Raw genomic sequence first — 26,675 nt, forward strand, 5'->3', positions numbered from 1 at the left:
CGCCGGCCCGCCCCCCCACCGGCGCGCCGGCGCGGCCGGGGGCGGTTGCGCGGGGGTGTGCCCCCCCCGGGGGGGGGGGGGGGCGGGGGGGGCCCCCCCGCGGCGGGGCCCCCCCCCGCCCGACGGCCACCGCTATGGCGAAGGCGGCGACGATGGCGACGACGGAGACGGTTTGAGCGGCTCGATGATCGGCGCACCGTCCACGTCGGTCATGAAGTCGCGGCGCACGGGCCGCTTGTCCGTCGGCTCGGGGAGGTTCGGGCAGGCGACGCCGTCGCCGTCCCGGTCGAGTGCGTTCGGGTCGAGCGGGTCCGCCCGCAGTACCGCCTGCGCGTCGGCCTGGGCCTTGAACGCCTCGCAGTCGACCACGTGCCCCTTGTGCACGTAGGGGGCGACGTCGAACGCGGGCCTCGGGGCCTCGTTGCCGGCGCACGCGGTCAGCGTGAGCGCCACGATCACCCCGGCCGCCGCGAGCGAGCCACGACGGCGATCTCGACGGCGGCGGCGATCCGGTCGTGACCGTTCGGCCCGGTCCTGGGGGATGTCGCGTGACTGGTCCGCCATGGCCTCAGACCGATCCCGTCCGGAACACGGCGACCGTCTTGTTCGCCGGATCGAGCGCGTACACCTTGCCCGTGGTGTTGTTGACGGCCAGTGAGGCGTAATCACTGGGCGCGCCGAGCAGACCCTGCGTCAGCATCGTGGTGCCGTCGACCACCCCCAGGCCGCCCGGAGAGGGCCGGGTGACCTCCGTGGCCTCGATCCTTCGTTGTGCGATGAAGACCCTGTTGAAGTTCTTCAGCATGGCGACCTTGTGGGCCGTGTTCCCCGCGCTCTGGACCGACAGCCCGCAGACCGACGCCTCCTCCGTGGCGGAGGTGCCTCTGATGCGGCTGACGCGGCCCTCGATCGATCCGCACGGCCCGTCACTTCTGCCCAGAATGCTGGAGAAGAGGTAGACCGACCCGGCCGCGGCGTTGTAGACCGCGGTCATGGGAGTTGCGTTCGCCTCCGGCACGTCGTCGATCGGCGTCGAGGCACCGCTGCCGGGGTCGATGGCGATCGCGGTCCCGACCTGCGGCCCGGTGGGCTTCGCCGGGTCCTGAACGCACCTCTTGGCGAGGAGGTAGACGAGGCCCCGGTTCGGGTCGACGGCGGTGACGCCACGGACGGACAAGGTCATGACGTGCCCGTAGCCGCTGGCGTTGCTACAGCCCGACTTCGTCGGGAACTCCGCCACGAGCCTGACCGCGCGGGTCTGTGTCGAGATGGCGAAGAGGCCGATATTGGGGCTGGCTCCGGTGCCGACGCCCTGCTTCGCGAAGTACATCTCATGGCGCGCGGCGTGGATGGAGAAGTCCATGCCGTTGCTCGCGGTCGCGAGCCGCGCCTCTGCGGGCAGCGGGATCATCGTCGCCGACGAGCTGCCCGCCGCGATGTAGGCGAGCGTCGACGTCTCGCCACCGACGTAGACGTCGCCGTGGTCGGGGGAGACCGCCAGGGCGCCGACGGTCGCGGGGAAGGCGACGCGGGTGACCCGGTTTCCGTTCGCCGTGTCGATGATCGCGACGCTGCCCGTGCCGCCGACGTAGACCCGCCCCGACGCGGGGTCGACCGCGATCCGGGTCGGGCTCGACACGGCACCGGAGACGTCGATCGGAGCGCCGATCGGTTCGTCGGTCTTGCCGTCGATCACGGTCACGCTGTTGGCGATCCTGGACACGACGTACACGCGATCGGCCTTCTCGTCGACCGCGAGGTCGGTCGGCCCCTCACCCACCCTGATCGGCTCCGCCCCGCGCTCCGTGGGTGAGGCGTCGTACAGCGTGTAGGACGACTTCTCGCCCCGACCGCACTTGTTCTCCTCGCCGACCATCATCGCGTTGTAGACCGGGTCGCCGGCCAGCAGGCCGTCGGTCTTCAGGTCGTCGACCGTCCCGTAGTGGCCGTGCCGCGCGCAGTAGGACTCCTGCGCGGTGCGGAGCGTGGCCGCGTCCGCGGCGACCGCGTTCTTGCGGCCCTTGTCACCGATGCCCCTGACGGAGAACACCACGATGGCGGCGATGACGCCCAGGATCACGATGACGACGAGCAACTCGATGAGCGTGAAGCCGTCCTGGCGTCCGGGACGCGGGGGGAACGGGCGATGGTCCGGTGTCATGACAGTCGGGGATTCCTTGGATCGATGGGTCACGTCCGGCCTGAGCGCGCGGCCTGGTCCTCGCCGGGTCACGGTGTCGTCCGGCGTACGGGCTTGACGTCCTTGGGGCCCGGCAGGTCCGGGCAGGCGACGCCCTCGCGGTCGCGGTCGAGCCGGTTCGGGTCGGCCGGGGCGAAGCGCAGGACGGCCTGTGCGTCCGCCTGGGTGGCGAAGTCCGGGCAGTCGTAGGCGTCGGCGCCGTTGCGCAGGAAGCGGCGCGCGTCGAAGGCTCGTTCCGGCTGTGGACAGAGCGCGCTACGCGGGTCCGTCGGACCGCACGTGAAGCGTTGTGCGATCTGAGCCACCGGTTCGGTGTCGCGCGGTTCCGGCAGTCCGCGACAGGCGACGCCGCCACCGTCGTCCAGGTGGTTCGGATCGCTGGGATCGGCCCGCAGCACCGCCTGGGCATCCGCCTGGCTCGCGAAGTTGACGCACTCGAAGGCTTCGCCGTGGGCGGCGTACTGCTTCGCGTCGAACACCTCGTTGTTCGGGCAGAGCGCGGTGCGCGGGGTGCCCGGCGTGCACCAGTCGCGCTCGGGGCGCTGGGCCCGGGCGGAAGGATCCGACCCGCCGCGCACGAACACCACGACGCCCACCGCCACCGCGACCAGCGCGAGAACGAGCGCGCCGCGCCTGATCGCGCGCGAGCGCGACGAACCGCTCACCACTGCCATTTCACGCCTCTGCCCATCGTGCCGCAGGCCCCTTCCCGGCTCTCGCAGCGGGCCGGCGACACGCGACCGCTCGCCCGTTGCAGTTTGGATACGTGCATTACATCCACGGCCAGGCCAGTTGTCAATCATTGACTACTTGGCTCACGATGAGCACCATCTAGGCGTGTGCGGCACTGTCATGCCGAAAACCTGGCAGATGCCCAGGTGTTCGCGGCATTCGCCTGACCCCGCCGACGGGGTTCACCCGTCCGGCGGTCGCCGCCGATCAGATCGACTAGGAGTAGCACATGCAAATATGGTCCAGCCGTACTCGAAGCGGTCCGCGCTCCGGCCGCACCGCGATGCGCCGGGTACGGAACGCGTTCGCGGCGGGCGCTCTCGCGACGGCGCTGATCACCACCGCGGCACCGGCGGCGTTCGCGACGACGGATTCGGAGGTCGGCGTCGCGAACAACATGTATCCCGCCATGAAGGACTTGAAGAGCTACATCGCGACCTCCAAGTCGTTCACGCCGTTCACGGCGAACGCCGGCTCGCAGATCGGCGGGTTCTGGAACAAGCCGGCGATCGACACCTCGACGATGCGGGGCATCACCTCGGGCAGCCTGCGCCAGCAGCTGAAGAGCGCCGGCCCCTACACCACGTGCAACCCCTCCTCTTCGAACAACTGCGTCGACGGGCCTCTGCACATCGACGCGTTCCTGTCGGCGGACCAGGCCAACGTGGACGCCGTCATCCCGGCCGCGGACGGCGGGACGTGCACGGCGAGCGGAAGCGTGGAGTGCAACGGCGACTACACGACCAAGCACCTCGTGGCGGTCGGGCACCTGGCGATCTACAGCTGCAACGGCTCCTGGGCGGGTGCGACCAACGGCGACGACCCGTCCAACGCCGCGAGCCCGCCGTTGCCGTTCGGTGCGGACGCCAACGGCAGCGGCAACGGCAAGGCGCAGTCGCCCCGTTGTGACGCCTCGCCGGTCTCGGGCGCGCCCACGACGATGTCGGGCGTGGTGTCCTGGTTGGCCGGCAGCGGGAAGCGGATCGCGGTCGCCGACCCGGCTTCCGCGCCGTTCGGCGCGGCGTCCAAGCAGGCCCTGGTGCAGAACGGGTTCACCTGGACCGACAGCGGTCCGGGCCAGAACGTGTTCCGGGGAAGCGCGTGCGACAGCGCGGGCACGGCGTGCAAGGTCCGCCTGGAGTCGGGGATCAGCCAGGTGCGCGGCGCGGTGACGGCGAACGCCGGCGGCAACACCCAGCTGGGCCTCGTCGCGAAGTCGAACGTCATGAACGTGAGCTGGACGTCGAGTTCGCTGAACGGCACCACGGCCAACGACCCCAACACGTGGACCGCGGTCAATCCGAGCGAGTACTCGGGCTACGGAGCCATCGAGCAGTACGGCGTCGCCCTGAACGGCGGGAACCCGGGCGCGGCGGCCATCTGGAGCGACCTGTTCAACAACGACTGGGACCTGGACTCCACCATCCAGCAGACCCTCGCCTCCTACGGCTACTAGGCGCTCCGGAGCACCGGGCGACGGACCGTCGGCAGGGCACCGACATCGCCCGCCGGCGGTCCGCGTCCACCGCTCCACCGCTCCACTGATGCGTCAAGGCCCTGAGGAGGGGCCTCACCCATGAACAGATCACCACGTCGCCACCTCGCGTCGGACGGCCCCGCGCCGGACGGCCCCACGGCCGCGGCCACACGACACGGTCGACGACGCAGGCTTCCGACAATCGTCCTCGCGATGGCCACCGTCGTGTTGGCCGCCACCCCGGTCGCGGCGACAGGCCCCGACACCACCGGCTTCGGCACCGCGTCGAACCTCGACGACAACGGCCGCGGCAGCTCCGCCGTCGCGATCGGCGACCTCGACGACGACGGGAAGCCGGACCTCGTCACGGCGATCCGCACCGAGGGCCTCGGCGTGTTCCTCGGCTCCGGCGGCGGCGGCTTCGGCGCCGTGACGAAGTACGCGGCGCCGCAGACCCTGTCCACCCGCTTCATCGCCTCGGCGGAGATCCGCGACGTCAACGGCGACGGCCACAAGGACATCGTCAGCCAGGACGGGCGCGGCAACATCGCCCTGGTCTGGCTCGGTGACGGCACCGGCGCCCTCGGCACCGGAGCGGCCGTGGAACTCAACCCGACGCCCGGGTGCGACACCACGGGCGACAACCCGTGCGTCGCCCGCTTCCCCAGCGGCGTCACCGTCGGCGACTTCGACGAGGACGGCAAGCCGGACCTCGCGACGTCCAACGCGAACACGCACAACGTCGCGGTCGTGCTCGGCAACGGGAACGGCACGTTCGCGGCGGCGACGCGGTTCGGCCTGAACGGCGGCGCCGCCCCGCAGGGCATCGCGTCCGCCGATCTGGACGGCGACGGCCACCTGGACCTCGTCACCTCGAACTCGTCGACCGGCACGCTCTCCGTTCTGCGGGGCGACGGCGACGGGGGCTTCGGGACGGCGTCGAGCTTCGCGGCCGGCATGACCCTGCCGTCCAAGCTGAAGCTCGCCGACGTCAACGGGGACGGCAAGCAGGACGCCGTCCTCGTGGCGCCCGGCACGCCGGGTCGGATCGCGGTCCTGCTCGGCGACGGCGCGGGCGGGTTCGGCACCGCGAGCCTCCTGTCGGCGGGGGCGAACCTCACCTCCGCCTCGGTGGCCGACCTGAACGGCGACGGTCACGTCGACCTGGTCGCCTCCAGCTCCGGTACGCAGCAGATCGTCGTGCTGGAGGGCAACGGCGCCGGCGCGTTCGGCAGCCCGCTCGCCTTCGGGCTGAACGGCGGCACCAACCCGCAGGCCACCGCGGTGGCCGACCTCGACGGCGACGGGCGTCCCGACGTCGTCACCGCCAACGGGAACGGCTCGGCGACGTTCGTCAACGACGCGTCGGTGCTGCTCAACACCACGAACCGGACGCCGACGGCCGCCAACGAGTCGTACGCGCACATCGGGGCGGACACCGCGCTCGCCGTCGCCGCCCCCGGTGTGCTCGGCAACGACACGGACCCCGACGGCAACGCGCTGACGGCCTCGGTCGTCACCGGACCGGCGCACGGCACGCTCACCCTGGCCCCGGACGGCTCGTTCGGCTACCAGCCCGCCGGCGGCCACATCGGGAGCGACAGCTTCACGTACAAGGCGACCGACGGGACCGGCGATTCGAACATCGCGACCGTGACCGTCAACGTGTCGGCCGGCTGCAACGGCCTCGCCGCCACGATCACCGGCGACGGAATCGTCAACGGTACGAACGGCGCCGACGTGATCGTGACCGGCAACGGGAACGACTCCGTCAGCGGGAACGGCGGCAACGACACGATCTGCGCGTTCGGCGGCAACGACGCCGTTTCGGCCGGCAGCGGCAACGACCACGTCGACGGCGGTGACGGCAACGACGCCATCAGCGGCGGCGACGGCACCGACACCGTCAGGGGCGGGGCCGGCAGCGACGCGCTCTCCGGTGGCAACGGCAACGACACCGTGGTCGGCGGCGCCGACAGCGACACCCTCTCCGGCGGCAGCGGCGCGGACGTCTGCGCCGGTGACGCGAACGGCGGTCCGACGCTCCCGGGCACGGACGCTATCGCGTCGGGCGGCTCCTGCGAGACGGTCGTCGAGGTGCCGTAGCCGACGCACCGACTCAGGCGGCCGTGCGTGAGCCGCTGAGGTACGCCGCGGGCTCGGCGATCGCGAGGACGCGATCGCCGAGCCCGTCGTCGTGGTTCCGGGGGCCGGCGCCGGTCCGGGTCCCGGCTCGACCCCGACCCCGACCCCGACCCCGGCGGACGGACGCGCCGTCAGGCGGTCTTGACGGCCGGCTTCGGCGCGTCGACGTCGACGGCGTCGAGGAACCGGCGCGCGGCGCGGACGTCCTCCAGGCGCAGGGCGTAGCTCGCGCGGGCGATGTGGTCCTCGGCGGCGTCCTGCTTGGCGCGGAGCGACCCCTCGATCTCGTCGATGACGCCCCGTTGACGCTCGACCAGGCGCGCCGGGCTGGTGCCGCGACGCTGGAGCAGCAGGAGCTTGCACGTGAGCTCGGCGCGGACGTCGAACAGTTCCGCCACGGGTTCGCCGAGCCACCGGCCGACCGTCGTCTTCGCCGGGCGGGTGGCCGCGTAGATCATGCGCTGCGGGCCGCGGTTGCCTTCCTCGGAGCCGACCGGCGTGATGAGTCCGCGCTCGACCAGCCGCGTGATCGAGCGGTAGACCATGGGGCGCGAGATGTACCAGAACTCGCCGATCTCCGCGCCCTCCGCGGTGAGTGTCGCGATGGCGAAGCCATGGCTGGGGCGTTCGGCGAGGAGTGCGAGCACGATCCACTCGGCCAGTGGCAGGTCAGGTTCCGTCATGGTGAACAGGGTAAGGATCGACGGTGGCATTTGCGATGCCGACCGAGCCCGAAGGCAAAAAGGCCGGTACGGGCGCCGGATCCCGGGAGAACACACCGAGGGGTCCGGCGGACGGCCGCACGACGGATCCGCCGTCCGGCCCCGGGTGGCGAGGGTCAGCGGCGGATCGTGGAGAGCGTCGCGCCCGTCGCGTACGGGTCGCTCAAACCGTCGTACCAGTCGATGACGGGCGCGCCCGCGAGGAGGGTGGCGATGGCGCCGGCGGCGAGGAACAGGCCGAAGGGGAGCCGGGTTTGTCGGGTCGCCCGCCCCGCGGCGATGAGGGCGACGCCCACCAGCAACCCGACGACGCTGCCGGCCAGCACCGCGAGGACGAGGTACGAGGGGCCCGGCCAGCCCAGCCCGGTGCCGAGCAGGCCCGCCAGGCGCACGTCGCCGAATCCGAGCCAGGCCGGCCGTGCCCGGTGGAGGGCGAGGAAGACGGCGAACCCGCCCACCCCGCAGGCCGCGCTCACCCCGAGCCGATGCCACTGGCCGGTGGCCGCGGCGGCGGCGAGGAGACAGCCGGCGGTGAGTGCGAGGGTCGGGTAGACCAGCCGTCGGGGCAGCAGGAAGCGTTCGGCGTCGCAGGCGGCCAGGGCGATCAGTCCGGCCGTGAAGGCGAGTGCGGCCGGGAGCGTTTCCGACGGGCCGAGGACCAGCGCCTCGGCGGTGAACAGGAGCGCGGTGAGCGCTTCGACGAGCGGGTAGCGCGCGGGGATCGCGACCCCGCAGGCGCGGCAGCGCCCGGCCAACACGAGCCAGGACACGACGGGGACGTTGTCCCGGGGCGCGATCGGCGTGGCGCAGTGCGGGCAGGCCGAGCGGGGCCGCAGGACCGATCGGCCTTCGGGTACCCGGGAGATGGCGACGTTGAGGAACGAGCCCACGGCGAGCCCCAGGAGGCCGGTGAACACGATGAACAGGGGCGCCATGGGAGTAACCGTGCCTTGTCGCGTGAATCGGTGGACGTCGGGTGGGAGGTGTGGGGTGTGGCGGGGACGGGCCGCCGCCCGGTGGCGGCGGCCCGCCGGGTTCAGGCGCCGATGCAGGGGTTCGTGTCGCCGGGTATCAGGACGACCTTGTACACCTTGTCGCCCTCGGACAGGGTGACCTCGTGCCATGCGGAGAGGGTGGACAGGAACCCTTGGCTCTGCAGCGTGGCGACGTCGGTGTACTTGCCGTGACTGGCGTAGTACGCCTCCAGCGCGGTCTGGATCGTGACCTTGTCGGTCCTGCAGGCCGAGCCCTGGCCCTTGTCGTTGATGCCGCGGACGGAGAAGACGACGACGGCGGACAGGATGCCGAGGATCACGATGACGACGAGGAGCTCGATCAGCGTGAAGCCGGCTTCCGTCGTCCCGTTCCGGTCCGTCCGGGCGTCCCGGTCGTTCCGGGCGCGCGTGTGCCGACGCAACGTGTCTTGCAGGTTTGTGGACATCGTTCTCCATCTACGGCCACCGGTCCGGCGGCGCCACTTACTAGTAACAGCCTGAGTAATCAGCGGCAGACTACTGAGCGAACAACGGACCCACAAGGGGCGGGTCCGACGGGACGCACCCCCGACGCGCCGGGCGGGCGACCCGCTCCCGTGCTGTAGTATCCGGCTGACTAATCAGCGGCTGACAGTACTGTGACGCGCTCGCGGCAGACGATCGGCCGCCCCTCTGGAAGCGCGAAAGGGGTGGGTTCCTTGGCGAACCGCCGGCTTTTCCGGAACCGCGCCGCGGCCACCGACCCCGCGGGCGAACCGGCCCGGGACGAGAGCCCCGAAGCCGAGCCGTCGTCGTCCGCGGAAGACCGGGGCCCGCGCATCGGGGAACTGCTGGTGCGGCGCGGTCGACTCACCTCGGCGCAGGTCGACGAGGCGCTCCTGCAACAGTCGGCGTCCGGCAAACGGCTCGGCGCCCTGCTGATCGAACTCGGCATGGTCGACGAACCGTCGCTGATCGAGGCGCTGGCGGTGCAGCTCGACGTCCCGGTGGCGGACCTGCGCCAGAGCGAACCCGACCCCGAGGCGGCGGCCCGGGTGCCGGAGGCACTGGCCCGCTCGCTGGGCGTCGTCGCGGTACGGCGGACCGAGGGCACGCTGCTCATCGCGGCGGGCGACCCGGGCGACCCGCGCGTGCGCGACGAGGTCGGCCGGGCGGTCGCGCCGGACGAGGTGCGGTGGGCGATCGCGTCCCCCGCGGACATCCGGCGCTCGATCGACAACGCCTATCGGGCGCTGACCGGCGTCAGCAGTCTGGTCGAGGCCTTCGAGGCGACCGAGACCGGCCGCAGCGCCGCCGCCGGGGCCCGGATCGTCAGCGAGGACGCGCCGGTCGTGCACCTGGTCAACCTCATGCTGACCCAGGGCCTGCGCGACCGGGCCTCGGACATCCACATCGAACCGCACGGCGACCGGGTCCGGGTCCGCTACCGCATCGACGGCGCGCTGCACGACGTGCTGAGCTTGCCGGAGAACATGGGTCCGTCCGTGGTCAGCCGGATCAAGATCATGGCCAATATGAACATCGTCGACCGGCGACGCCCGCAGGACGGGCAGATCGCCACCGAGATCGACGGCAGGTCGGTCGACATCCGGGTCGCGACCACGCCCACCATCTGGGGCGAGAAGGCGGTGCTGCGGCTCCTCGACAGCAACCGCACCCTGCTGCGGCTGGCCGAGCTCGGCATGCCCGCCGCGACCTACGAACGGTTCTCCTCCCTGCTGCGCTCCCCCTACGGCATGGTCGCCTGCGGCGGACCGACGGGCAGCGGCAAGACGACCACCCTGTACGCCACGCTCGGCGAGCTCAACCAGAGCGAGCGCAACATCACCACCATCGAGGACCCGGTGGAGTACGTGGTGCCGTCGGTCAACCAGATCCAGATCAACGAACAGGCCGGCGTCACCTTCGCGACCGGGCTGCGCTCGATCCTGCGGCAGGACCCCGACGTGATCCTGGTCGGCGAGATCCGGGACGGCGAGACGGCCCGCATCGCGGTCGAGTCCGCTCTCACCGGCCACTTCGTCCTGTCGTCCATCCACGCCGCCGACGCCTGCTCCGCACTGCACCGGTTCGCCGACATGGGCATCGAACCGTTCCTCATCACCTCCACGGTCTCCGGAGTGGTCAGCCAGCGCCTGGTGCGGCGGACCTGCGACCAGTGCCGCGAGCCCTACCGGCCGGGCGTGGACGAACTGGCCTTCTTCGCCAAGGCCGGCGGGTCGCCCGACATCGAGTTCTGGCAGGGCCGGGGCTGCAACTTCTGCTCGCGCACCGGCTACCAGGAGCGGATCGGCGTCTTCGAACTGCTCGTGATGAGCGACGCCGTCAAGCGGCTGCTCGTCGAGAAGGCACCGGTCGACCACCTGCGGGCGGCCGCCCGGGAGCAGCACATGGACAGCCTGTTGGACGGAGGCGTCCGTCTGGTGGAGGAGGGCGTCACGACCATCGCCGAGATCATGGCCGGCGTCTACGTGGCGTAGCGCGACACGGCGCGACACGACACGACTTGCGGACCCGCGACACACGAACCCAGGAACCCACGCAACCAGGAGGGCACCGGCATGGCCACCTTCAAGTACGTCGCCGTCGGCCCGGACGGGAAACGGGCCACCGGGGCGCTCACGGGCTCCAGTGTCGAGGGCGTGACCGAGAGCCTCACCCGGCAGGGCTACGAGGTCCGATCGGTCACGGCCGCGGGCCGTGACCTGCTCCGGTTCGAGCTCACCGCGGAGAAGGTGGACCTGGTCGAACTGAGCAACTTCTCTCGCCAGATGGCCGCCTTCATCAAGGCCGGCGTGCCCATCCTGGACGCCCTGGAGATCATCCGCGCCGAGACCAAGGACAAGAAGCTGGCCAGGCTGCTCGTCGACGTCATGGACGCGCTGCGGTTCGGCGAAAGCTTCGCCGGCGCGATGGCCACCCACACGAAGGCGCTCCCGCCGTTCTACGTCTCCGTCCTCCGCTCGGCCGAGGCGACCGGTGAACTCGACGTCGTCATGGCCCAGTTGGGTCGCTACATCGAGCGGGACGTCGAGGGCCGGCGCACCGTCCGCTCCGCCCTGACCTATCCGAGCCTGGTGATGGTCCTGGCCATCGCCGTCATCCTCGTCCTCGTCGTCTTCGTGCTGCCCCGCTTCAAGCTGTTCTTCGAGTCCTTCAACGCCGAACTGCCTTTGCCCACGCGGATCCTGCTGGGCTTCACCGACTTCGTGACGCTCTGGTACCCGGTCATCCTCGGCGTGCTCGTCGCGCTCGTGGTGGCGGTGATCGCCGCTCTGCGGACCGAGCGGGGACGGATCCTGCGCGACCGGTTCCTGCTGGCGACGCCGGTGCTCGGCGATGTGGTCCGCTACATGGTCATCGAACGGTTCTGCCGCATCCTGACCTCGATGATCAAGGCCGGTGTGCCCATCCCCGAGGCGCTCGACCTGGCCGGCTCGGGAGCCGACAACCTCGTGTACGAACGGTCCATCGGCAAGGCCGGGGTGGAGATGCTCGAAGGCGGAGGCATCTCCGGACCGATCGCCCGGACCAGGCTGTTCCCCGGCGCCGTCACCCAGATGATGCGCGTGGGGGAGGAGACGGGCACCCTCGACGACCAGCTCGACAACGTCTCCGAGTTCTACGAGAAGGAACTTCAGCACAAGCTCAAGCGGCTGACCAGCCTCTTCGAGCCGGCCATCGTGATCGTGGTCGGGGTCGTCGTGGGGTTCGTGGCCGTCGCCCTCCTCTCGGCGATCTACGGCGTCTACAACCAGGTCGAGGTCCAGTGACCGGCCCGACGCCCCGCCCCCGCCTCGCCCGGTTCCCCTACCGCCCCTGCCGCCCCCGCGGCGAGGAGGGCGAGACCCTGATCGAGGTCCTCGTCGCCGTGGTGCTCATGGGCATCGCCTTCGTGGCCGTCTTCGGCGGCATCGGCACCGCGATCATCGGCTCGGTCAGGCAGCAGAAGGTCACCACCGCCGACTCGGTCGTCCGCAGCGCCGCAGAGGAGGTCGTCGGCCGGCCGTACGTCTCCTGCGCCGGCGGTTACGCGACCGCGCCGCCGCCGGCCGGGTACGCCCTGACCGTCACGATCGAGTACTGGGACGGCGTGGGCGCTTTCGTCCGCTCCTGCCCGACGGCCGACACCGGAGTGCAGAAGGTGACGTTCACCGTGCGCTCGACCGGACCGCACGCGATCGGGGACCTGACGCTCGAAGTGGTCAAGCGGGAGTCGATGCCGTCATGACGACACGACGGCCCGCCGGAGGACCGGAGTCGGGCTTCACCCTGACCGAGTTGCTGGTCACGATCGTCATCCTGGGCATCATCGGGCTCCTGCTGCCCAAGGCGATCGTCCTCGGACTGCGCTTCGCCGCCGACACCGAGCAGCGCGTGTCCGCCACCGGCACGGTGGGCGCGCTGGGCCGCTGGTTCTACGGCGACGTGCACGGCGCGACCGCCGTCACGACCGCACCGGCATGCGGCGTCGCCGAGGTGATCGTCCACCTGGCCGCGCCCGGCGGCGACGTCGTCTACGCCTACGACCCGCCGACCGGCGCCCTCAACCGGGTGAAGTGCACCGACGCGGGCGTCGTCACCACGCCGCTCGGTCGGTTCGACGACGCCGCGTCGACCCGGCCGGTGACCTTGACCTGCGGTGCCGAGACCTCGTGCACCTCGCCCATGGAGGTAACGCTGACCGTGCGGAGCGACCCCGCCACTCCCCCTACCGCCCTGACCGCCGTCCGACGAGCGAGCGCGTCATGACCGGCCGCCCGCATCCGACCGGCCGGCCGCGTCCGCGCCCCCGGCGCGACGACGAGCAGGGCGCCGCGCTGGTCCTGGCGCTGGCCTTCGTCGTCGTCGTCGGCCTCGTCACCGTGTCCGTGCTGTCCTTCGCCGCCACGGGGCTGAAGGCCGCGAGCGTGTACGTCGACCAGAGCCGGCGGGGCTACGGCGCGGACGGTGCCACGCAGCTCGCGATCAAGAACTTCGCGCAGGGCAATCCGTGCGCCGACTACACCGCCCCGCCGATCAACGGCCGGCAGATGATCGTCCACTGCGACCCCCAGAACGCCTCGCCCGCGGGCACCCGGGCGACCCAACCGCAGCACGCGTTGCTCAGCCTGGGGAAGGCGGCGCAGGACGGCATCACCGTGAGCGCGCCCGGCGTGCGGGTGCAGGGCGGCGTCTTCTCCCACTCGGACATCACCACCGAGGCGGGTGCCTCGATGCTCGTGTCGGGCGACGTGTCCGCCGTCGGAGCCTGCTCCCGCGCCGTGTCCCAGCCCCCGCTGCCGCCGACCCAGGCCCCCTACGCGCACGGCTGTGCCGACGACACCCCGCCGGCCCCCGCCGACGAGGTCGTGGGCGCCGACCCCGACCACGCCCCGCCCACCACGGCCGTCCCGGTCCTGCGGACGGCGCCCTCCTGCCCCGGCCCCGGTTCCCGGCTGGTGCGGTTGTGGCCCGGCCACTACGACGACGCCCGCGCCCTCACCCGCCTCACCGGCGGCGACTGCCCCGGCGTCGTCGTCTGGCTCCAGCCGGGCCTGTACTACCTCGACTTCGCCTCCACGGGCGACGCCGCGCTCTGGACGGTCGACGACCCCACGGTCAGCGTCGTCGGCGGCACTCCGGCGGGATGGGATCCCGGCTCCGCCACCCGCCCGACCGTCCCCCTCCCGGGCGGTTGTGACAGGACGCGGCCCGAAGGCGTCCAGGTCGTGATGGGCGGCGAGAGCCGATTCCGGGTCGACCGCGGACACGTCGAACTGTGCGCCCCGGTGACCCCCGGCGCTCAGCAGCCGGCGGTGTACGGGATGCGGCCTCCGGAGCCGTCCCACACCCTGCGGCCGACGGCGGTGGCCGCGAACACCGGATTCGTCGACCCGGGCCACGCCCTGACCGCAGGCGAACGCCCGACCCTGCCGGGGTGCACGCGTCCGACGGGCACAGCGAGCTGCACGGCCGAGGCCGTCCTGGACCCGACGCACCGTCGCTCGGCCTCGACGCAGTTCGCCGGGTTCACCCCGCGGGTGCCGCCGGGTTCGCTCGTCACCGGCGCGACGCTGCGCGTCCGGCACGAGGAGGCCGGCGATCTGAGCGCCCCGGGCGCGGTGAGGGTCACCACCGCCGTCGGCGGGGACACCTGCCGCACCGACGAGGCGCCCCGGAACACGGCGCTCACGACCGACCCCCCGATCGACCTGCTGGGCGCGTGCGGGCTCACCGACCCGGCTCGGCTCGCGGGCCTGACCGTGACCTACGCCGCCACCCTGGACACCGGCGGCGCCGCCGCGACGGCGCGGCTGGACGGGGTCTGGCTGGAGGTGGCGTACCGCACGCCGAGCACGTTCAAGCCGACCGCCGTGAGCGCCTCCACCGGGTTCACCGCCTCCGGCACCGCTCCCGGGAACGCCCTGGAGATCGGCGAGCAGCCGACACCGCTGGTGGCCGGCGCCGCTCTGACGTCGGCGGCCCCGTCCGCGTCGATCACCCTCGCCGGGTTCGGCCAACCGCCCTTGCCGCCGGGCTCGACGATCCACTCCGCCGTGTTGCGGGTGGCCCACCAGGAGAGCGGCGACGCGTCGGCGCCCACCGTCGAGGTCACCCCCGCGGGCGGCGGCGGCCGTTGTACCGGCCTGCCGCTCACCGCGCGGGCCGTCCCGGGCGAGGACCGCGTCGACCTGAAGGCGTGCGGCATCACCGACCCCGGCGCGCTGACCGGCCTGACCGCGACCTACGCCGTCGGCCTGAAGGAGGGCGGCGCCGCGGGCGCCGGTTCCCTGGACGGCATGTGGCTCGAAGTCGTCCACGACCCGCCGGCGCCCCGCCCGGCGGCGAGCGCGGAGTCGACGACGTTCCTCCCCGCGGCCCACGCCCGCGCGATCGACGGCGCCGACACGGCCCGCGCCACGCTCGACCCGGTCACGACGCCGACCGCGACCATCGCCCTCGGCGGGTACGACACCCCCGCGGTGGTTCCCGGCTCGGTCCTGGACACGGCCCGGCTGCGCGTCGCGCACCGCGACGATCCCGGGGCGGCCGGCGGGGCGCCGCCGACGGCCGAGGTCACCCTGAGCGGGCCCGCCCTGCCCCGCTCGTGCACCGGCCCGCACCACCTCGCCACCCACCGGGACGCCCTGGGCACCGACACCCTGGACCTGGTCGCCGGCTGCGGACTGACCGACCCCGCCCAGTTGGCCGGTCTGGTCGTGAACTACGCCGCCTCCCTCGGCGCCGGCAGCGCCGGGGCCACCGCCCGGCTCGACGGCGTCACCCTGGAACTGGCCCACCGGCCCCCGATCGCGGTCCGGCCCACCACCGCGACCAGCACCGCGACGCCCACCGCCGCGGCGTTCCTCGACCCGCTGGACGCGCGGACGCTCGACACCACCGCCTCGACCGCGCGGCTCTCCACGGCCGCCCCGACGGCGTCGATCCGGCTCGGCGCGTTCGCCCTGCCGCCCCTGCCGGCGGGCGCGGTGATCGACAAGGTGGTGCTGCGCGTGGCGCACCAGGGTGAGGCCGCCGCCCCGCCACCGCCCGCGCCGACGGAGCCACCCGCACAGCCGGGACCGCCCGCGCCGCCCGGGGCTCCCACGCCGCCCACGCCGCCCGCGCCGCCCACGCCCCCGACGGCCACGCTGGCCGTCTCCGGAACCGGTACCGCCTGCGACGCGGACCACGCCCTGAACGCCCACCACGGCGCCCTCGGTGTGGACGTCGTCGATCTGGGCGCCTGCGGGATCACGAAGGCCGACCGGCTGTCCGCGCTCGCGGTGGACTACGCGGCGAGGCTGGGCGCGGGCAGCGGCGAGACCGCCGTCCGGCTCGACGGCGTCGAGCTCGACATCGTCTTCCGCGCCCCGTCCATCAGGGCCCTGTCCGGTTGTCTGACCTCCGGCGACGGTTGCCCGGTGCTGAAGTCGACCGACGACGCCGACACGGCCGGCGCCCGCAGCCGGCTGGTGGTCAACGGCACCGTCTACGCGCCGACCGCCGCCGTCGACCTGTCGATGAGCGGGGTCGACTCCCAGGTCGTCACCCGCGGCGTCATCGCCCGGACCATCGCCCTCGGCATCAAGGCGGCCCCCGGGTACCTCCGCCCGGTGGTCGGGATCCCACCGGAACCGGTGCTGTTCACGACCTATCCGGCCGTGATCGCGAAGCCGGCGTCGGTGACCGCGATCGCCGGGTTCAAGGCCCCGGCGTCCGGCGCGCCCGTCGACGTCACGGACGCCACCGTCCCCGGCGGTGGCCGGGCCTCCCTCACCCTGGGCTCCTACGCGCAGCCGGCCGCACAGCCTGCCGCACCGGCGCCGGAGCCGGCGGCGAACGGGCCGCTCGACCACGCCGTCCTCCAGGTCGCGCACCACGAGGACGGCGACGTCCGGTCGGTGAAGCTGTCCGTCGACTTCCCCGGCAGCACCTGCGCCGGCGCCGGCAGGGAGCTGGACGTACCGGTCCGTCCCGGAGCGGGCGGCCCGGTCACCGACCGGATCGACCTGACTCCCTGCGGGCTGACCGACGCCTCCCGCCTGGCCGGGCTGACCGTGACCCACACCGTCACCGCCGGGAGCGGCGGCGCGACCGCGCACCTCGACGGCACCCGGATCGACCTGCTGTCCGGCCCCCTCCTGAAGGCCGCCGTGTCGTTCGACGGCCGCATCGGGGCCGTCAGACAGTGGACGGTTCTGCCATGAGCACGCACAACACCCCCTTGGAGACCACCGTGTCCGGGCCGAGCGCCGCGATCATCGACCACCTGCTCGACGAGCTCCTGGAGCGGGGCGGCAGCGACCTCCTCCTCACCACCGGATCGGCGCCGTTCCTGCGCGTCGACGGCGCCCTGCGACCGGTCGACGGGGCCGCGCTGAGCGATCGGGAGGCCGACCGCCTGGTGACCGGGGTCCTGGGCGAGGAGCTCACGCGGCGGTTCCGCCGGGAGAAGCAGGTCGATTTCGCGTTCAGCTGGGGGGAGCGGGCCAGGTTGCGCGGGAACGCCTTCGTGCAGCGCGGCGCCTCCGCGCTGGCGCTGCGGATCATCCCGTTCGACGTACCGTCGTCCGAGCGGCTCGGGCTCCCCCCGGTCGTCACCGGGTGGGCGGGCCTGCCGCGCGGACTCGTACTGGTCACCGGGCCGACCGGGTCGGGGAAGTCGACGAGCCTGGCGGCGCTCCTCGACCACGTCAACACGCACCGGTCGGCGCACATCCTCACCATCGAGGACCCGATCGAGTACCTGCACCGGCACAAGCGCTCGGCGGTCAACCAGCGCGAGGTCGGCACCGACACCGAGTCCTTCCCCGCCGCGCTGCGCGCCGCCCTGCGCGAGGACCCCGACGTCCTGCTCCTCGGCGAGATGCGCGACCCGGAGAGCATCTCGGCGGCCCTGACGATCGCCGAGACCGGGCACCTGGTCTTCGCCACCCTGCACACCAACGACGCGTCGCAGACCCTGGACCGCATCGTCGACGTGTTCCCGGCCGGGCAGCAGCCACAGATCAGGCTGCAACTGGCGCACACCCTGGTCGGCGTCCTCAACCAGACGCTGATCCCCCGGATCGGCGGGGGCCGGGTGGCCGCCTTCGAGGTCCTGGTGGGCACGTCGGCGATCCGCAACCTGATCCGCGAGGGCAAGACCCGCCAGATCCGCAACGTGGTCTCGACCGGCCACCGCGACGGCATGCACACCCTCGAAGCGGGCATCAACGCCCTCGTCGCGGCGGGCGCCGTCGCCTACGAGGAGGCCGTGCGGCACACGGCGTACCCGGAGGAGATCAAGCGGCCCTCCGTCCCGGCCGGCCGCGTCTGACGGGCCCCGACCGGTGCGTGGCCGACGCACCGGCGCGTGGTCGACGCACCGGTCGCTCCGGAGCGGCCCGACCGCCGTGCCGGACGGCGGCCGGACGGCTCCGGTCGACTCACTCCCCCGACAGGCGCGGCGTGCGCGGCGGCACCGTGCGTCGGCTGCCGGTCTTCTCGAAGGCGGCGGCCAGGGACAGCAGGGCGTTGTCGTCGTAGGCACGGCCCGCGAAGGTCAGCCCGACGGGCATGCCGATGTCCGCCATGGTGCCCATCGGTACGGTCACGGTCGGGATGCCGAGGTGGCGGGGGACGAGGTTGCCGTTGGCGACCCAGACGCCGTTGCGCCAGCCGAGGTCGGCGGACGCCTCGCTGACGTGCATGTCGGCGGGGCCGACGTCGGCGACCGCGGGGAAGACCACCGCGTCCAGGCCCAGCCCGTCCATCCACAGCTCCAGGTCGACCCGGCGGGTCTCCTCCAGCCCGCGCAGCCCCTCCTCCAGACGCGGCATGTCGGTGAGGGAGGCGTAGGGGCGCTCGCGCACGAAGCGCGGGTAGTCGCCGATGGTGTCGTCGAAGCCGTCGTAGCGGTCGGGCAGCTCGCCCTCCTCCTTGGGCCAGATGCGGGCGCCGTCGACCTCGGCCAGGGTGGAGAGCGCCGGGTCGCCGTTGGCGCGCAGGAAGTCGTCCCAGGCCCAGGCGGACAGGTCCTCGATCTCGAAGGTGAGGTACTCGCGGCTGACGAGTCCGCGGGTGAGCAGCGAGGGGGCGCCGGGGCGGTCGGCCTCGTAGTTCGAGACGACGGGGAAGTCGACCTCGACGACCTCGGCGCCGGCGGCCTCCAGGTCGCGGCGCGCCGCTTCCCACAGGGCGATGACGGAGGGGCGCGTGTCGATGCGCTGACCGGTCTGGCCGCCGATGCCCCCGTCGGGGTTGGTTCCGGCGTCGGGGTCGGCGTTGATGTACATCCGGGGTACGCCGACGCGCTTGCCGGCGAGCGCGTCGGACGCGGCCTCGGCGCCGGCGGGTGCCAGGGCCGGGTAGGAGGCGGGGCGCACCCGCGAGGGTGCGGGCAGCGCCACCCACGGCTGGGCGCGCCACAGGTCCCCGCGCGTGTGCGGGTCGTCGGCGACGAGGACGTCGAGCAGTTCGAGAAGGTCGGCCATGGTGCGGGTGTGCGGCACGACGACGTCCATGGTCGGTACGAGCGGCCAGTTGCCGCGGACCGAGATCACGCCGCGGCTGGGCGTGTAGGCGCACAGCGCGTTGTTCGAGGCGGGGGCGCGGCCCGAGGACCAGGTCTCCTCGCCGAGGCCGAAGGCGCCGAAGGACGCCGCGGTCGCCGTGCCGGAGCCGTTGGAGGAGCCGGAGCCGTAGGCGCTGGTGAGCCAGTCGGCGCTGTACGGGCTCTCCGCACGGCCGTACACGCCCCGCTGCATGCCGCCGTTGGCCATGGGCGGCATGTTGGTCAGGCCGATGAGGACGGCGCCGCCGGCGCGCAGCCGTTCGATGGCGAAGGCGTCGCGCTGGGCGACGAGGTGCTCGAAGGCCGGGGAGCCGGACGCGGCGGTGAGGCCCTTGGCGAGGTAGCTGTCCTTGGCGGTGTAGGGGATGCCGTCCAGCGGGCCGAGCGTCTCGCCGCGCGCGCGGCGTGCGTCGGAGGCCTCGGCTTCCGCGCGGGCGTCCGGGTTCATCACGACCATCGCGTTCAGGGCGGTGTCCGTGCCGGGCCGGTCGTAGGCGTCGATCCGCGCGAGATAGGCGTCGAGCAGCCCGACGGCGGTGGTCTCGCCCTTCTCCAGCGCCGCGCGCAGGTCGGCGATACAGGTCTCCACTACATCGAATCCACGCGTCATGCGGGTGTCTCCAGGGTGGTCGGGTCGGACGGGCGAGCCGTGGGGCGTCAGGCCGGCCGAGGGGCGACCGAGGGGCGGCGCCTTCTCCATCAGGCTGACTTGATTTTCAGTCTAGGTCAAGAATCTAGATTTTCGGAACCTAGACTTGGAGCCTGGATCCCGTTACCGAAAGTGAGCTCATGGCGACGTCAGAGACCGGACCCTCGCGCTCCGCGGCCCCGACGCCGATCGACAGGAAGCGCCAGCCCAGCGGGGACGAGGCGCGGGGTCGGGCGATGCGGGCCGCCGTCAGCGTCATAGCCGAGAAGGGCGCGGCGGCCCTGCGGATGTCGGACATCGCCGAGCGGGCCGGGATGAGCACCGGGCACATCCACTACCACTTCGGCAAGAAGGACCGGCTGCTGCTGGAAGTCCTCGCGTGGAGCCAGGCGGACCTGTGGAGCCGGCTCCAGGAGGCCGCCGAGCGGGCCTCTTCCCCCGCCGAGAAGCTGGACCTGTTCGTCCGCTCGTACCTGCCCCGCCACCAGGGCGACGAACGCTACGCGCTGTGGACGCAGGTCCTGGCCCAGCGCCACGACGAGGCGGGCCACCGGATCCTCACCGAGCTCCTCGACGGCTGGGACGAGCGCCTGGAGGCCATCGTGCGCGAGGGTCGGGACCTGGGGCAGTTCGCCGACGTCGACCTGCCCGGGTTCACCATCCGGGCCGTGGCCATGCTGAGCGGGCTCGCCGAGGACGTGATGTTCGGACGCTCCCGCTGGCAGCACACCTCCGCGCACGCGTTCGCCCTGTCCGCCCTCGAACGCGAACTGCGCCCCACCGGCCGACCCTGACGGCGCGCGGTGGCGAGGGTCGCGGGTCGAGGGTCGCGGTCGACGGGAACGGGGGCAGGGAACCTGGCGGACGAAGTGACGGGTGTGGCCGACGCGTTGGTGGAATCGGCGGGCGAGGGCTACGGGCGGGTGTCTGCCACACCCGTCGCGGTCTTCGCCGAGCCGGCCGCCCGGTCGAGCGACCGGCGGATCGCGCGCGCTGTCGACGCGTGCCACGACCGCCTGACCAGAGCCCGCGCGTAGACCCGAAACCCCGTCGACGGCGCGGCGCGGGTGCGACCGGGGCTGCGGCGACGGGGTGGCCGCGGGACGCGACGGCCTGCCCCGCACCGCCCTGCCGGCGTGGGGCACAGCGGAACTACGCTTCGGCCCAGACGCCCAGTTCGTTCCCGCACGGGTCGGCGAAGTGGAACCGGCGCCCGCCGGGGAACCCGTACGGCCCGTTCACGACGCGGCCGCCCGCCTTCCGCACCGCCTCGACCGACGCGTCCAGGTCCGAGGAGTAGAGCAGCACCAACGGTCCTCCCGCCCGCACCTCGGGGCCTGCGCACAGACCGCCCACCTCGCGAGCGCCCTCGCCCCGCGCGTCCCGGATGCCAGCGTAACCCGGCCCGTAGTCGTTGAACTCCCAGCCGAACGCGTCGGCGTAGAAGCGCTTGGCCCGCTCGAGGTCGGTGACCGTCAGTTCCACGTAGTCGAGGGCGTGGTGTCGGTGAGGAGACGACTGAGTCATGCGGTGCATTATGCGCCGCCGACCGCCACGAACCACGCTCCCGGCCGGTGTCAGCGGTGGGACAGTACGTTGATGACGCGGCCGCTGGGGTCGCGGACGAAGAAGCGTCGGACCCCCCACTCCTCGTCCCGCAGGGGGTGGACGATCTCGGCGCCGCGTTCCCGCATGAGCGCGTAGGCCGCGTCCACGTCGTCGACCTCCACGCTCAGGTCCGGTGCGACCGGCGCGGTCAGGTCGGCGGTCATGAAGCTGATCTGCGCCGCCGGATGGGAGGGCGAGGCGAGGGTCATGATCCAGCCGTGGTTCATGACCTCCTCGAACCCCAGCAGGCCGTAGAACTCCCGGCTCTCCCGCACCGCCTGCGACTGAACGTTGGGCACGACACGGCGTACGGCCATCCGACGACTCCGATCGAGTGGAGGGGCACCTGTGGGACTCCCCCAGGAGTACTACGGCACGCCGGTCCGCGCACACGGTTTCGACCCGCCGTCCGGGCTCGGCGGTGGGCCGGCGCGGGCGCCCTCCGGGAGTCACGTCCCGGCCGGGTCCCGCGCCGGCCCGGCGGCCGACGCGGACGCCGACGCCGACGACGCCCCCGATCAGGGGGCGTCGACGAGCACCCTGCCGTCCATCGGCACGACCGTGGCGAGGCCGTTCGCGTACGCGTTCTGCACGCGGGAGCGCTCGGTCGCGTTGGGCACCGCGTTGGTGCAGGCCGTCCCCGCGCTGGATCCGGACATCAGCTGCGAGCACGGGCCGGGCTTGGTGTCCGGGAGGCCCAGGCTGTGGCCCAGCTCGTGCGCGGCGATGCGGGTCTTGTCGTACCCCTGGCTCACGGCCTGCGAGCCGAGTTCGACCCGCACCTGTCGGCCCGGACGAACCGGGCCGAGGGTGGCCTGCGGCCAGCCGGTGGTGGCCACGATGACGATCTCGGCCCGGACGCCGGGGGCGGCCTTCACCAGCCGCACGTTGCCGACGTTCGCGTTCCAGGTGGCGACGCCGGCCGTGACGGCCGCTTCCCAGCCGACGGCTCGACTGTCGTCGTAACGGAGCGTCACGACCGCCGCGTTGGTGTCCGCGGGTGCGGGTGCGGGTGCCGCGGTCGCGGCGGTGGCCGCCGCGAGGACCAGCGCGGCGGCGGAGGTGCCGACTCTCAGCCAGGTGCCCAGGGTCATGGTCGTCTTCCTTCATGGTGTGGGGGACCCGGCGCCTCGACGGAGCCGGGGCACCGGAGACGCCGCCACCGCCCGTCCGTGGCGCGTGCGTTCGGACGGCCGCCCCTCCGGAGCCCTAAGAACGTAGCCCCGGAATTCACCGACTCGTCATGCACATGCCGGCCATTTCCGTCGCGCACTCCGGCCGGTGCCCGCTCAGCGGGCGGCCGCCGGGTCCGCCCACCCGGCCCTCTTCGGGGTGGGCGGCGTCACGGTTCGTAGACTCGCCCGGTGGACGCGATGAGGTGTACGTACTGCGGTGGTGTCGGCCTGGAACCGGGATTCGTCGAGGACGCCGGTGAGGGGGCCCGGGGGTACGCCCGCTGGATCGCCGGCCCCCTGGAGCGCGGCCTGTTCGGGGGTGCCAAGCGGCTGGGGCGGCCCCGGCGCCGCATCGAGGCGTACCGCTGCCCGCACTGCTCCCACCTGGAACTCTTCGCCACCGAAGCCGTCTGAGGGCGGCCGGGCCGGGGGCCTCGGCACGGGTGGGGCGCGCGGCACCCTGCCGCGTGTGCGCCCGCGCGCCTCCGCACGCCCCCGCGCGAGGTGATGACCGCGCGCCCTCGCGCCTCGACCATGACCGTCACCACCACATCCGAAGCGGCTCGACGGTCACGGGGGAACGATGGGACGACGCTGGCTGATCACAGGATGCTCCTCGGGGCTCGGCCACGCCCTGGCCACGGCCGCGGCGCGGGCCGGTGACGAACTGGCGGTCACCGCGCGCAAGACCGCCGATCTGGAGGACCTCGCCGCCTCCTGGCCGGGCCGGATCGTGCCGATCCCGCTCGAACTGCGCGACGCCGCCTCCTGCGAGGAGGCCGTACGGTTCGCCGCCGACCGCCTCGGCGGCATCGACGTCCTCGTGAACAACGCGGGCGTCGGGCTGTTCGGCGCCGTCGAGGAGGTGTCGGACGCCGAGTTGCGCGACCAGTTGGAGACCCTGGTGGTGGGCCCGTGGCGGCTCGCCCGCCTCGTCCTGCCCCTGATGCGCGCGCAGGGCCACGGGCACATCGTCAACGTCTCCTCCGTGGTGGGCCGCATGGCGTTCCCGGGGCTGGCCGCCTACGTCGCCGGAAAGCACGCGCTGGAGGGCATGAGCCAGGCCCTGGCCGTGGAGGGCGCCCCGCACGGCGTCCGCGTCACGGTGATCGAGCCGGGCATGTTCGCCACGCGCTACGGCACGTCCATGCGCGAGGCGCACCGGCGGATCCCGGCCTACGACGTGACCAACCGCGAGATGCTCGAAGGCGCGCGGGGCCTCGCGGACCACCCGGAGACCGGGCGCCCCGAGGACTTCGCCGCGCGGGTCCTGGGGATCGTCGCGGCCGAGGGTCCCACTCCGCTGCGGATCCCGGTCGGCGAGGACGCGTACGGCTACCTGGAAGTGGCCGAGGAGGCCTGGCGCGAGGAGTTCGCCGCGGCCCGGATCCTCACGCAGGGCCCTCCCCCGCCGTCGTACTGACGCGAGGACCGGCGAGGACCCCGGCACCCTCGGCGACAGGTTCCCGGACGGGATCCGCGGACTCCGGGGAGGCGGCGCGCAGCGCCGCCTCCACCCGGCGGTTGCCGGTCATCGTCGCGGTGACGGCGGTCATGGCGAGGAGGAGCCCGGCGGCGGCGTAGAGCGGGGTGCGCACGTCGTGGGCGGTGGCCAACCAGCCGCCCAGGAAGGCGCCGAACGGGGCGGCGCACATGGAGAGCATGCGGGAGGTCGAGGCGACCCGGCCCATCAGGTGGGCGGGGACGATCGCCTGGCGCAGGGAGGGCGCGAGCACCATCGTGGCGCCCATGCCCGCGCCGCAGACGGCCAGCGCGAAGCCGGCGACGTACGCGTCGGGGGCGGCGGCGAGGCCCAGGATGGCGAGTCCCTCGATCGCGGCCGTGCAGGTCAGCGCGGTGCCGGTGCCCAGGCGTCGGCCGAGGAAGGAGGCGATGCCCGCGCCGAGCAGGCCGCCGGCGGCCTCCGCGGTAAGGAGCAGGCCGAAGCCGAGGGCGCCGATGCCGAGCCGCTCGTGGGCGAAGAGCGCGAGGACGGTCTCCACGGCGAGGAAGGCGACGTTGCCGACCGCCGGACGCAAGGCGAGGCCGAGCAGCAGCCGGTCGCGGAACACGTACGAGGCGCCGGCGCGCGCCTGTCGCAGCAGCGACTCGCGGGCCTGCGGCTCGGGTCTGGGGGCTGCGGGAAGCGACCGTACGAGCAGGGCGGAGAGCGCGAACGACACCGCGTCGGCGAGCAGGGGGACCGCCCGCCCGAGCGCGAGCAGCGCACTGCCCGCGGGCGGCCCGGCGAAGCCGGAGGCGGCGGTCTGGGTGCCGCGCAGGCGGGAGTTGGCGCGTTCCAGGAGCGCGGGGTCGCGGCCGAGCAGGTCCGGGAGGTAGGCCGTGGCGGCCGTGTCGAAGAAGAGGCCGCCGAGGCCGAGGAGGAAGGCGACGGTCGCGAGCAGGGGGACGCTCAGCGCGTCGAGCGCGGCAGCCGCCACCGGTATGACGAGCAGCGCCGCGCGCGCCGCGTCCGCGACCCACATCGTGCGCCGACGGTCCCAGCGGTCCACCAGCGCGCCGCCGATCACCCCGAAGAGCAACCACGGCAGCGTTCCGGCGGCCGCGACGACGGCGAGTGCCATCGGGTCGCGCGTCAGCGTCAGCGCGATCAGCGGCAGCGCGGCGTGGGTCACCCCGTCTCCGAGCGAGGACACCGTCTGCGCCGTCCACAGCCGGCCGAACCCGGCCGGCATCTTCTTCTTCGGGTCTCGGGTCACTTGGCCTCCCCTTCGGTGTCGTCGCCCGTCGCGGGGTGGAACAGCGCGAACACGAGCGACGCGTCCGCCAGCGCGGGGTCGGACAGTGCCCGGTACTCGTCCGCGAGGGCCTCCAGGCGCGCCCCCAGCTCCGCGAACTGCTCGTCGGTGAGCCTCAGGTGCGCCATGCGCACGTGCCGTTCGGCCTGCGCGGGTGACGCCTCCAGGTCGGCGACCGCGTGCCGCATCAGGACGTCCGGGCCGCCCTCCCCCGGGTCCGGCAGCACGATCGACCGCGCGGCCATGGCGTAGTACCGCTCGGTGACCCCCCGGACCTTCCGCGTGCGGACGACCTTCACCAGTCCGGCCCGCTCCAGCAGGCGCACGTGGTAGCTGGAACTGCCCTTGGCGAGGCCCACGCGTTCGGCGATCTGGGTGATGGTCGCGGGCTCGAAGCGGAGCACGGCCATGATCCGGTGGCGGGTGAGGTTGGAGACGGCGCGCAGCTGCTCGTCCGTGGTGACGTGAAACGTCTCGGGAAGATCATCGGTTGGCATGCCCCCAATGGTCAACACTTCTTGACCATTGCGCAAGGGGGTTGGGCGCACGGACTTCGTCCGGCGCCCGGACGACCGGGACCGCGCCCCACCCCCCTGACTAAGCCGGGAGCCCGCCGGACCGTCGGCGGGCTGCCGCGAAGCGGGTCGGAACGTAGGCCCACAGCGCGACGCCGATGAAGAGCGCCTGTTCGGGAACCCTGAACCACAGCGGCGTCGCCGGCTCGCCGCCCGGCGGGACGTGCGCCAGCGCCGCGTGGATGTTGGCCGGGAGCAGCAGGACGAACAGCACGGCGAGGGCGAGCCCGGCCGTCGGCCGGATGGTCTCCCGGACGAGCCCGGCGGCGCCGAGGAGTTCCAGGACGCCCGTCGCGTACACCGTGAGGCGGGGGAACGGCACGTACGGCGGAACCATCGCGACCAGGTCCTGGTGGCCGGGCATCGGGAGCGCGCCGGAGGGCACGAAGTGCGCGCTCGCCGTGAACACCAGCATGACCGCCAGACCGTGCAGGACGGACACCCTCCAGGTCGCGAACCGTCCGACGCCGAGGGCGCCCAGCAGCCTGAACAGCAGGGCGGGAACGGCGATGAGCAGGAGTGTGCCGAACACGAGAGGAGGATCCTTTCGCCAGGTGGGTGGGTGTGGGGACGGACGTGTGGGGCGGCGGGTGGGCG

At 73.1% G+C, this 26,675-nt stretch carries 24 protein-coding genes; 11 read left to right on the plus strand and 13 right to left on the minus strand.

Annotation, left to right across the window (positions count from 1 at the left end; all coding sequences use genetic code 11):
• Nucleotides 1-132: 132 nt before the first annotated feature.
• The 3 genes from ACZ6ZI_RS23035 to ACZ6ZI_RS23045 form a co-directional block, all read right to left on the minus strand.
• Nucleotides 133-564, minus strand: a complete 432-nt coding sequence (locus tag ACZ6ZI_RS23035) for an excalibur calcium-binding domain-containing protein (protein ID WP_469523775.1) — start codon at nucleotides 562-564, stop codon at nucleotides 133-135.
• Between the two features lie 4 nt (nucleotides 565-568).
• Nucleotides 569-2,161: a prepilin-type N-terminal cleavage/methylation domain-containing protein gene (locus ACZ6ZI_RS23040; RefSeq protein ID WP_469523776.1), complete on the minus strand. Its 1,593-nt coding sequence runs from the start codon at nucleotides 2,159-2,161 to the stop codon at nucleotides 569-571.
• Between the two features lie 68 nt (nucleotides 2,162-2,229).
• Nucleotides 2,230-2,865 carry a hypothetical protein gene (locus tag ACZ6ZI_RS23045; RefSeq protein WP_469523777.1) on the minus strand — a complete coding sequence of 212 codons (636 nt, stop codon included), beginning with the start codon at nucleotides 2,863-2,865 and terminating at the stop codon, nucleotides 2,230-2,232.
• A 296-nt stretch (nucleotides 2,866-3,161) separates the two neighbouring features.
• On the opposite strand from ACZ6ZI_RS23045, the gene ACZ6ZI_RS23050 reads away from it, so the two are divergent.
• Together ACZ6ZI_RS23050 and ACZ6ZI_RS23055 are read left to right on the plus strand one after the other, a co-directional pair.
• Nucleotides 3,162-4,388, plus strand: a complete 1,227-nt coding sequence (locus tag ACZ6ZI_RS23050) for a type 2 periplasmic-binding domain-containing protein (RefSeq protein WP_469523779.1) — start codon at nucleotides 3,162-3,164, stop codon at nucleotides 4,386-4,388.
• A 234-nt stretch (nucleotides 4,389-4,622) separates the two neighbouring features.
• The gene (locus tag ACZ6ZI_RS23055) at nucleotides 4,623-6,515 is read left to right on the plus strand and encodes an FG-GAP-like repeat-containing protein (RefSeq protein ID WP_469523780.1); all 1,893 of its coding nucleotides are present in this window, start codon (nucleotides 4,623-4,625) and stop codon (nucleotides 6,513-6,515) included.
• Between the two features lie 170 nt (nucleotides 6,516-6,685).
• On the opposite strand, the gene ACZ6ZI_RS23060 is transcribed toward ACZ6ZI_RS23055, so the two are convergent.
• The 3 genes from ACZ6ZI_RS23060 to ACZ6ZI_RS23070 form a co-directional block, all read right to left on the minus strand.
• Nucleotides 6,686-7,237: a PadR family transcriptional regulator gene (locus ACZ6ZI_RS23060; protein ID WP_469523782.1), complete on the minus strand. Its 552-nt coding sequence runs from the start codon at nucleotides 7,235-7,237 to the stop codon at nucleotides 6,686-6,688.
• 155 nt (nucleotides 7,238-7,392) lie between these two features.
• The gene (locus ACZ6ZI_RS23065; protein ID WP_469523785.1) at nucleotides 7,393-8,211 is read right to left on the minus strand and encodes a prepilin peptidase; all 819 of its coding nucleotides are present in this window, start codon (nucleotides 8,209-8,211) and stop codon (nucleotides 7,393-7,395) included.
• A 101-nt stretch (nucleotides 8,212-8,312) separates the two neighbouring features.
• Entirely contained in the window at nucleotides 8,313-8,717 is a 405-nt protein-coding gene (locus tag ACZ6ZI_RS23070; RefSeq protein ID WP_469523787.1) for a type II secretion system protein, read from the minus strand.
• 252 nt (nucleotides 8,718-8,969) lie between these two features.
• On the opposite strand from ACZ6ZI_RS23070, the gene ACZ6ZI_RS23075 reads away from it, so the two are divergent.
• The 6 genes from ACZ6ZI_RS23075 (at nucleotide 8,970) to ACZ6ZI_RS23100 (ending at nucleotide 18,076) form a co-directional block, all read left to right on the plus strand.
• Nucleotides 8,970-10,751 (plus strand): GspE/PulE family protein, encoded by a 1,782-nt coding sequence (locus ACZ6ZI_RS23075; protein WP_469523789.1) that lies wholly within the window; start codon nucleotides 8,970-8,972, stop codon nucleotides 10,749-10,751.
• A gap of 81 nt (nucleotides 10,752-10,832) precedes the next feature.
• Nucleotides 10,833-12,044 (plus strand): type II secretion system F family protein, encoded by a 1,212-nt coding sequence (locus ACZ6ZI_RS23080; RefSeq protein ID WP_469523790.1) that lies wholly within the window; start codon nucleotides 10,833-10,835, stop codon nucleotides 12,042-12,044.
• Nucleotides 12,041-12,502 (plus strand): type IV pilus modification PilV family protein, encoded by a 462-nt coding sequence (locus tag ACZ6ZI_RS23085; RefSeq protein WP_469523792.1) that lies wholly within the window; start codon nucleotides 12,041-12,043, stop codon nucleotides 12,500-12,502. The genes ACZ6ZI_RS23080 and ACZ6ZI_RS23085 overlap by 4 nt, the downstream gene beginning before the upstream one ends.
• Nucleotides 12,499-13,023, plus strand: a complete 525-nt coding sequence (locus tag ACZ6ZI_RS23090; protein ID WP_469523794.1) for a type II secretion system protein — start codon at nucleotides 12,499-12,501, stop codon at nucleotides 13,021-13,023. The genes ACZ6ZI_RS23085 and ACZ6ZI_RS23090 overlap by 4 nt, the downstream gene beginning before the upstream one ends.
• On the plus strand, nucleotides 13,020-16,964 hold the full coding sequence (locus tag ACZ6ZI_RS23095) for a hypothetical protein (protein ID WP_469523796.1): 3,945 nt from the start codon (nucleotides 13,020-13,022) through the stop codon (nucleotides 16,962-16,964). The genes ACZ6ZI_RS23090 and ACZ6ZI_RS23095 overlap by 4 nt, the downstream gene beginning before the upstream one ends.
• The gene (locus tag ACZ6ZI_RS23100) at nucleotides 16,961-18,076 is read left to right on the plus strand and encodes a type IV pilus twitching motility protein PilT (RefSeq protein ID WP_469523798.1); all 1,116 of its coding nucleotides are present in this window, start codon (nucleotides 16,961-16,963) and stop codon (nucleotides 18,074-18,076) included. The genes ACZ6ZI_RS23095 and ACZ6ZI_RS23100 overlap by 4 nt, the downstream gene beginning before the upstream one ends.
• A 109-nt stretch (nucleotides 18,077-18,185) precedes the next feature.
• On the opposite strand, the gene ACZ6ZI_RS23105 is transcribed toward ACZ6ZI_RS23100, so the two are convergent.
• Entirely contained in the window at nucleotides 18,186-19,922 is a 1,737-nt protein-coding gene (locus tag ACZ6ZI_RS23105; protein ID WP_469523799.1) for an amidase, read from the minus strand.
• Nucleotides 19,923-20,101: 179 nt separating this feature from the next.
• Between ACZ6ZI_RS23105 and ACZ6ZI_RS23110 the strand changes: the two genes are divergently transcribed.
• Nucleotides 20,102-20,755 carry a TetR/AcrR family transcriptional regulator gene (locus tag ACZ6ZI_RS23110; RefSeq protein WP_469523801.1) on the plus strand — a complete coding sequence of 218 codons (654 nt, stop codon included), beginning with the start codon at nucleotides 20,102-20,104 and terminating at the stop codon, nucleotides 20,753-20,755.
• Nucleotides 20,756-21,113: 358 nt separating this feature from the next.
• Here the strand turns inward: ACZ6ZI_RS23110 and ACZ6ZI_RS23115 are convergent, their stop codons facing one another.
• From ACZ6ZI_RS23115 to ACZ6ZI_RS23125, 3 genes are all read right to left on the minus strand, one after another.
• Nucleotides 21,114-21,488: a VOC family protein gene (locus tag ACZ6ZI_RS23115; RefSeq protein ID WP_469523803.1), complete on the minus strand. Its 375-nt coding sequence runs from the start codon at nucleotides 21,486-21,488 to the stop codon at nucleotides 21,114-21,116.
• Between the two features lie 50 nt (nucleotides 21,489-21,538).
• A complete protein-coding gene (locus ACZ6ZI_RS23120; protein WP_363055831.1) occupies nucleotides 21,539-21,886 on the minus strand; it encodes a VOC family protein in 348 nt (115 codons plus the stop codon).
• A gap of 201 nt (nucleotides 21,887-22,087) precedes the next feature.
• Nucleotides 22,088-22,663 carry a snapalysin family zinc-dependent metalloprotease gene (locus ACZ6ZI_RS23125; RefSeq protein ID WP_469523806.1) on the minus strand — a complete coding sequence of 192 codons (576 nt, stop codon included), beginning with the start codon at nucleotides 22,661-22,663 and terminating at the stop codon, nucleotides 22,088-22,090.
• A gap of 279 nt (nucleotides 22,664-22,942) precedes the next feature.
• Here ACZ6ZI_RS23125 and ACZ6ZI_RS23130 point away from each other — a divergent pair, with 279 nt between their 5' ends.
• Together ACZ6ZI_RS23130 and ACZ6ZI_RS23135 are read left to right on the plus strand one after the other, a co-directional pair.
• Nucleotides 22,943-23,158: a hypothetical protein gene (locus tag ACZ6ZI_RS23130; RefSeq protein ID WP_037698246.1), complete on the plus strand. Its 216-nt coding sequence runs from the start codon at nucleotides 22,943-22,945 to the stop codon at nucleotides 23,156-23,158.
• A gap of 169 nt (nucleotides 23,159-23,327) precedes the next feature.
• The gene (locus ACZ6ZI_RS23135) at nucleotides 23,328-24,167 is read left to right on the plus strand and encodes an SDR family oxidoreductase (protein ID WP_469523808.1); all 840 of its coding nucleotides are present in this window, start codon (nucleotides 23,328-23,330) and stop codon (nucleotides 24,165-24,167) included.
• Here ACZ6ZI_RS23135 and ACZ6ZI_RS23140 read toward each other — a convergent pair.
• From ACZ6ZI_RS23140 to ACZ6ZI_RS23150, 3 genes are all read right to left on the minus strand, one after another.
• Nucleotides 24,136-25,440 carry an MFS transporter gene (locus ACZ6ZI_RS23140; protein ID WP_469524012.1) on the minus strand — a complete coding sequence of 435 codons (1,305 nt, stop codon included), beginning with the start codon at nucleotides 25,438-25,440 and terminating at the stop codon, nucleotides 24,136-24,138. The two genes, ACZ6ZI_RS23135 and ACZ6ZI_RS23140, sit on opposite strands and share 32 nt — an antisense overlap.
• 20 nt (nucleotides 25,441-25,460) lie before the next feature.
• A complete protein-coding gene (locus ACZ6ZI_RS23145; protein ID WP_469523810.1) occupies nucleotides 25,461-26,000 on the minus strand; it encodes an ArsR/SmtB family transcription factor in 540 nt (179 codons plus the stop codon).
• A 100-nt stretch (nucleotides 26,001-26,100) separates the two neighbouring features.
• Complete coding sequence (locus ACZ6ZI_RS23150; protein ID WP_469523811.1) at nucleotides 26,101-26,610, minus strand: DoxX family protein; 510 nt, start codon at nucleotides 26,608-26,610, stop codon at nucleotides 26,101-26,103.
• Nucleotides 26,611-26,675: the final 65 nt, after the last annotated feature.

The sequence above is a fragment of the Streptomyces sp. NPDC103540 genome, assembly GCF_055584445.1.